Consider the following 216-nt stretch of genomic DNA (forward strand, 5'->3'; position numbering starts at 1 on the left):
ACGAGATCCGCACCGGCTTGGGTTAATACCACTTCGCCGTTGACTAACGCATAGTAACCGTCGTCATTGCTGCCTGGGGTGAAGTCCACGGTCAGTGCATCACCGTCTTCATCAAAGGTGGTGTAGGTTGCGGCCACATCGCCATCGACGGCGCTGTTTTCAGTAAAGTCATTGGCGACCACATCAATGGTCGGCGCATCGTTGGTCGGCGCAATA

1 protein-coding gene is annotated in these 216 nt (G+C 55.1%); it reads right to left on the minus strand.

The genetic code is table 11. From position 1 onward, the window contains the following. On the minus strand, positions 1-216 hold a 216-nt coding region (locus AAEY98_RS22775; RefSeq protein WP_351019929.1), incomplete at both ends, for a hypothetical protein.

Origin of the sequence: Shewanella sp. AC91-MNA-CIBAN-0169, from assembly GCF_040310165.1 — a bacterium.
GTDB lineage: Bacteria > Pseudomonadota > Gammaproteobacteria > Enterobacterales > Shewanellaceae > Shewanella.